5 protein-coding genes are annotated in these 5,388 nt (G+C 66.7%); all 5 read right to left on the bottom strand.

What is annotated here, in order from left to right:
- Positions 1-284: Mur ligase domain-containing protein (locus WCB02_RS37000; protein WP_423966750.1), on the bottom strand; the 284-nt coding region annotated here is incomplete at its 3' end.
- Complete coding sequence (locus WCB02_RS36995; RefSeq protein WP_423966748.1) at positions 281-1,741, bottom strand: UDP-N-acetylmuramoyl-L-alanyl-D-glutamate--2,6-diaminopimelate ligase; 1,461 nt, start codon at positions 1,739-1,741, stop codon at positions 281-283. The genes WCB02_RS36995 and WCB02_RS37000, both read right to left, overlap by 4 nt.
- A 73-nt stretch (positions 1,742-1,814) precedes the next feature.
- Complete coding sequence (locus tag WCB02_RS36990) at positions 1,815-3,563, bottom strand: peptidoglycan D,D-transpeptidase FtsI family protein (protein WP_423966745.1); 1,749 nt, start codon at positions 3,561-3,563, stop codon at positions 1,815-1,817.
- Entirely contained in the window at positions 3,560-3,952 is a 393-nt protein-coding gene (gene ftsL / locus WCB02_RS36985) for a cell division protein FtsL (protein ID WP_423966742.1), read from the bottom strand. Before ftsL ends, WCB02_RS36990 begins: the two co-directional genes overlap by 4 nt.
- Positions 3,953-3,954: 2 nt before the next feature.
- Entirely contained in the window at positions 3,955-4,950 is a 996-nt protein-coding gene (rsmH, locus tag WCB02_RS36980) for a 16S rRNA (cytosine(1402)-N(4))-methyltransferase RsmH (protein ID WP_423966740.1), read from the bottom strand.
- Positions 4,951-5,388 lie beyond the last annotated feature (438 nt).

Raw genomic sequence — 5,388 nt, 5'->3', positions numbered from 1 at the left:
AGGCCGCCCAGGACGTCATCGACCGCCAGCAGCGGCGCGTCGGCGGCAAACTTGTCGCGCTGGGTGGCTTCGACCACGGCCAGCGCCGCGCCGGCCTCGAGCGCCGCATTGACGAAATCGTGGCCGTCGTGAACCTCGCCCTTGATCGCGAAATAGGCTTCGCCCGGCGCGATGGTGCGGCTGTCGATCGAAAGCCCCGTGATTGCATCGGCCGGCGCGCCGTGGATCGCGGCCCGCATGGCATCCGCCATCGCCTGCGCGGTCCAGAGCGGCGCCGGGTTCATGCGACCCTCGGCGCAAGCGCGGAGGCTACGGCGTCGTGATCACTGAACGGCAGTACGCGCTCGCCGATGATCTGCCCGGTCTCATGGCCCTTGCCGGCGATCAACAGCGCATCGCCCTCTTCCAGATGATCGATCGCGAAGCGGATCGCGCCGGCGCGGTCTCCGATCTCGCTCGCGCCCTGCGCCGCGCTCAGGATCGCGGCGCGGATCGTCTCCGGCCGCTCGCTGCGCGGATTGTCGTCGGTGATGATGACGCTGTCGGCATTTTCGATTGCAATGGCGCCCATCAGCGGACGTTTGCCGGGATCGCGATCGCCGCCGGCGCCGAACACCACGACGAGCTTGCGCCTGGCGTAGGGCCGCAGCGCCTGCAGCGCCTTGGCCAGCGCGTCGGGCTTGTGGGCGTAGTCGACGAAGATCGGCGCGCCGTTGCGCTCGCCGACCCGCTCCAGCCGGCCCTTGGCGCCTTCGAGATGCTCCAGGCTGGCAAACACCGCGTCCGGCGGGCTGCCGGTGCCGATCGCAAGCCCGGCGGCGACCAGCGCGTTCTCGACCTGGAAGCCGCCGACCAGCGGCAACCGTATCGCTGTCTTCCGGCCGCGATGTTGCAGCGTGAGCCGTTGCGCAAAGCCATCGATCACAGCCTCGACCAGCCTGATCCCCTCGCCCGCCCCATCGCCCTTGCAGCCGATCGTCATCAGCACGAGACCACGCACCCGCGCGGTGTCGATGACCTGCTCGGAACAGTCGTGGTCGGCCGAGATCACCGCGGCGCCGCCGGGCGCGATGAGATCGCGGAACAGCCGCAGCTTGGCGGCGAGATAATGCGCGACATCGGGATGGTAATCCATGTGATCGCGCGAGAGATTGGTGAAGCCGCCGGCCGCAATGCGCACGCCATCCAGCCGATACTGATCGAGCCCGTGCGAGGAGGCCTCGAACGCCAGATGGGTGACGCCGTCGCGCGCGATCTCGTCGAGTTGACGATGCAGCGCGATCGGGTCGGGCGTGGTCAGCGAGCCGTAGACGGTGCGTTGCGGCGACACCAGCCCGATGGTGCCGATCGAGGCCGAATCATACCCGAGCCGCTGCCAGATCTGGCGGGCAAAGGCCGCAACCGAGGTCTTGCCGCTGGTGCCGGTGACGGCAGCGACGGTGGCCGGCTGTCGCGGATAGAATTTCGCCGCGGCCAGCGCCAGCGCGCGGCGCGGATTGGGAGTCGTCACAAACGGCCTGCGACAGCCGCCTGGCGGTGCATGATCACCAGCGACCGCGACGGCGCCGGCGGCAAGCGCGGCATCGATGAAGCGCGCGCCGTCGGTCCTGCTTCCGGCCAATGCAAAAAACAGCGCGCCCGGCTTGACGGCGCGGCTATCGTCGGCAAGTTCGCTGACGTCGACCGACTCCGCCTGCGGGTCGAGCGTCGCATCATCGTCGAAGAGGTCGCGAAGCTTCATGAGGTTCCAAGTGACGCGCAGCAATTGCCGTGCCCGCCGAGGCACTCACATCGGCGATTTTATCCGTGATGGCTTACTGCGTTGCGTTGGATGCCGCAAGAATAAGGCGCTCAGGCGGCGGCAGATCGAAACGCGGCTCGATGCCCAAAAGCGGCGCAATGCGGGAGATCACGGCGCCGCCGGTCGGCACCGCGTTCCAGCCCGAGGTGATGAAACCGTAGGTCTCCTTCAACGCTTGCGGTTCGTCCAGCATGATCAGGAGCTGGTAGCGGGGATTGTCGGCGGGGATGATCGCGGTAAAGGCGGTCAACACGCGTTTCTTGGCGTAACGGCCGTTGACGACTTTTTCGGCCGTGCCGGTCTTGCCGCCGATATAGTAGCCGTCGACGTCGGCCTTCTTGGCGGTGCCGATTTCGGCGTTGAGCCGCATCAGGTACCGCATCTTTTCCGAGGTCTCGGGCTTGATCACCTGTTTGGCCAGGGCCATGGCTTCCGGCTCGGTCCGCTTCAGGAAGGTCGGCGGAATCAGATGGCCGCCATTGACCAGCGCGTCGATGCCCATCACCGCCTGCAGCGGCGCTACCGCGATGCCGTGTCCGAACGCGATCGTCACCGTGTTCAACTCGCCCCAGTGCCGGGGCAGGATCGGCGAGGCGCTTTCGGGCAATTCGGTGCGCAGCCGGTCGAGCTGCCCCAGCTTGCGCAGGAACGCTTTGTGCGCGTCGACGCCTTGCGCCAGCGCGATGCGCGCCGCGCCGACGTTCGAGGAGAACGTGAACACCTCCTTCATCGAGAGGAAGCGCCCCTTCGGCTCGTCGTCGTGGATCGTGAACTTGCCGTAGTGCAGGGGACCGCGCGCGTCCCACATCGAGTTGAGATCGACCTTGCCGGTATCGAGTGCCATTGCCAGCGTGAAGGCCTTGAAGGTCGATCCCATCTCATAGACGCCGGTGGTCAGGCGGTTGATGCGATCGGGATCGTGCGCTTCCTTGGGATTGTTGGGATCGAAATCAGGGAGCGACACCATCGCCACGATTTCGCCGGTCCTGACGTTGGAAACCAGGCCCGAAGCCGCCTTGGCGTGGAATTTTTCCTTCGCCTTCTCCAGTTCGTCGCGCAGCGCGTGCTCGACGCGCAGATCGACAGACAGTTCCACCGGCCGCTGCAGCCGATCGCTGGCGAAGCCGGCGCGATGCAGGTCGGCCAGCCCGTTGCTGTCGAGCCATTTCTCCATGCCGGCGATGCCCTGGTTATCGGTATTGACCAGGCCGATCAGATGCGCGACCTCGTTGCCGGTCGGATAGACGCGCTTGTTCTCGCGCAGGAACCCGATTCCGGGAATGCCGAGACGATGAATCTCGAGCTGCTGTTGCGGGGTGATTTCCCGCTTCAGCCAGACGAAGCCTTTTTTCGACGACAGGCGGTCGCGCACCTCGGCGGTGTCGAGATCCGGCAGTGTCGCGGTCAGAAGCTCGATCGCCTCGTCCTGGTCGATGATGCGGCGCGGCTCGGCGAACAGGCTCGGCGCCTTGACGTCGGTGGCGAGGATTTCCCCGTTGCGGTCGATGATGTCGGGCCGCGCGGTCGCGATCGCGTCCTGCACCGCGGCCCGCCGCGCGCCGTGGGCGTCCGCGCCGATCGCAAACATCACCAGCCTTCCCGCGATGACGGCATAGATCACCGCGAAGGCCAGCATCGCAAATCCGACACGGGCGCGCGCTTTCGCGGCGCGATCGACATTGCGACCATAGAGCAGGCTGCGCACGAAGCGCTGCCACCAGGATTCCATCGGTTTGACCTTGACCGGCAAGGCGTCGCTCATTGCTTGTCCTCCGGCTGCGGCACCGAACCGGTGACATCAGCGCCATTGGCCGCCGCGTCGATGGTGTCGATCATCGCCCCGATCGGATCGGGATCGCCGGGCCTGACATAGTTCGGCGGCCGCTCGGGCAGGTTTTTCAGGCTGTCATATTGGGTGGCAAGCAGCGGCTTCAGCGGCAGGTGCCGTTCGGAGAGGCCCTGCAGCCGCAGCGGCGCGTCGAGCTTGGCCCATTCCGAATGCAACACCGCGATCGCGTCGCGCTGCTGGCGAATCTGCGCCCGCAGCCGCAGCACGCGCTCGGTGCGGACGGTCGATTCCATCTTGATCTGATAGACATAGGCGGCCGCGAACACCAAGGCGCCGATCACGAGGAGATGGAGCAAGCGCATGGTCAGGCTCCCCTCATCACGTCGGAGAGCTTCGGCCATGACGGCGATGCGCCGGCTGGATGCGCGGGGGCCGAAGTGCGCTCGGCGGCACGCAGTTTCGCCGAGCGCGCGCGCGGATTGGCGGCGATTTCCCGCTCGCCCGGCGTCACCGGGCGCCTGGTCAGGAGACGGAAGCTCGGCGCGGCCTGCTTGACTTCCGGAAGATGCCGCGATCCGCCGCCGGCCTTGCCGCGCTGGCTGAGAAAATTCTTGACGATGCGGTCTTCCAGCGAATGGAACGACACCACGACAAGCCGGCCGCCGGGCTTGAGCACGCGTTCCGCGGCCTCGAGCGCCAGCTGCAGCTCGTCGAGTTCCTGGTTGACGAAGATCCGCAAGCCCTGGAAGGTCCGTGTGGCCGGGTGGATCTCGCCGGGCTTGCCGCGCACGATTCGGGCCACGATATCGGCGAGCGCACGCGTGGTCAGAATCGGCGCCTCCTTGCGGCTTGCGACGATGGCGCGGGCCACCGCCCGCGACTGGCGCTCCTCGCCGAAGAGATAGATGATGTCGGCAAGCTCGGCCTCAGGCGCGCTCGCGACCACGTCCGCCGCGGTCGGGCCGTCCTGCCCCATCCGCATGTCGAGCGGCCCGTCGAGACGGAACGAAAAGCCGCGGCCAGCCTCGTCAAGCTGCATCGAGGAGACGCCGACGTCCATCACGACGCCGTCGACCGCGGCGAAGCCCGCGGCGGCGCAAATGTCGGCCAGATTGGAGAACCGGTCCTGGACCAGCGTCAGCCGGCCCTCCGAGCGGTCCACCAGATCGAAGCCGCCCGCAATCGCGACGCGGTCGCGGTCGATGCCAATGACGCGGGTGCCCGGCACGTCGAGGATCGCCCGGCTATAGCCGCCAGCCCCAAACGTCGCGTCGACATAGATGCCGGCCGGGCGCGGCGCGAGCGCCTCGACCGCCTCGCGGCCGAGCACGGAGACATGGCGCTCGCCAAGCGGCGTCATGCGCCAGCTCCGGGAGCGGCGCGAGAGATCAGGAAAATCGACGCCAACGGCCGCATTGCGCCTCGAATCCTTCTTCGCACGGCTTTTCGGCGCGAAAAGCCGTGCACCAGCGCGACCGCCGATCCCGCGTATCCCAAACCACGTCCCAAATCGCGTTCCGAATCGCGTCCCTGGGGTTCCGCATGGAATATGCTGGGCTGCCATGGGATTTCGACGTGACAAGGGGGCGCCAGCCGTCCCTCGATCGGTTCGGCCTTTTCACCACTTAGTAACGGCAGGTAGCGTTAAGAAAGCGTTGAAGTGACGGCCACATTTCCTCAAACGCCGATCCGGTGTTTCCCTGGCCGGCGATATCCGGCAGAGAAGTCGGTCGCTCGAAAGCCGCGCTCGCCGCCGGTCAAGTCACAGATGAGAACTTCAGCTCAATCCACATGTCGG

Source organism: Bradyrhizobium sp., from assembly GCF_049581145.1.
Lineage (GTDB): Bacteria > Pseudomonadota > Alphaproteobacteria > Rhizobiales > Xanthobacteraceae > Bradyrhizobium.
This window is presented reverse-complemented; position numbering and strand designations above follow the sequence as displayed.